This is a genomic window from Oscillibacter ruminantium GH1 (genome assembly GCF_000307265.1).
In the GTDB taxonomy this organism is placed as follows: Bacteria; Bacillota; Clostridia; order Oscillospirales; family Oscillospiraceae; genus Oscillibacter; species Oscillibacter ruminantium.
Map to the genome: position 1 here is coordinate 1 of NZ_BAGW01000048.1, position 393 is coordinate 393.

Annotated in this window: 1 protein-coding gene; it reads right to left on the reverse strand. The window is 58.8% G+C overall.

The genetic code is table 11. The features are described 5' to 3' along the window. Positions 1–144: 144 nt before the first annotated feature. Positions 145–393: Rid family hydrolase (locus ON16_RS00060; protein ID WP_040658442.1), on the reverse strand; the 249-nt coding region annotated here is incomplete at its 5' end.

The window sequence follows — 393 nt, forward strand, 5'->3', positions numbered from 1 at the left end:
CCGTTTTCGCGCCCTGCCCACCGCGCCCGTGCCAACGGATCTCTACGATGTCTTTCATATACTTTGTGCTCCTTTCGGATAGTGAGGGTTTAAAACTGCGCCGGGCAGACGAGTTCGGCCCGGCGCAGCAGTGGCTGCGATGTCTTATTTCTGCGCCGCGATGATTTCAATCTCGCACAGCAGCTTTTTGGGAAGCTCCTTCACCGCCACGCAGGAGCGGGCGGGCTTGCCGGTGAAATACCGACCGTAAACCTCGTTGAAGGCGGCAAAGTCGCCCATGTCCGCCAAAAAGCAGGTGGTTTTCACCACGTCGGCAAAGGTTAGTCCCGCGGCGTCCAGAATGCCCTTGATGTTCTGGCAGCAGCGCTCGGCCTGCTCCTGAATGGTGGTTCC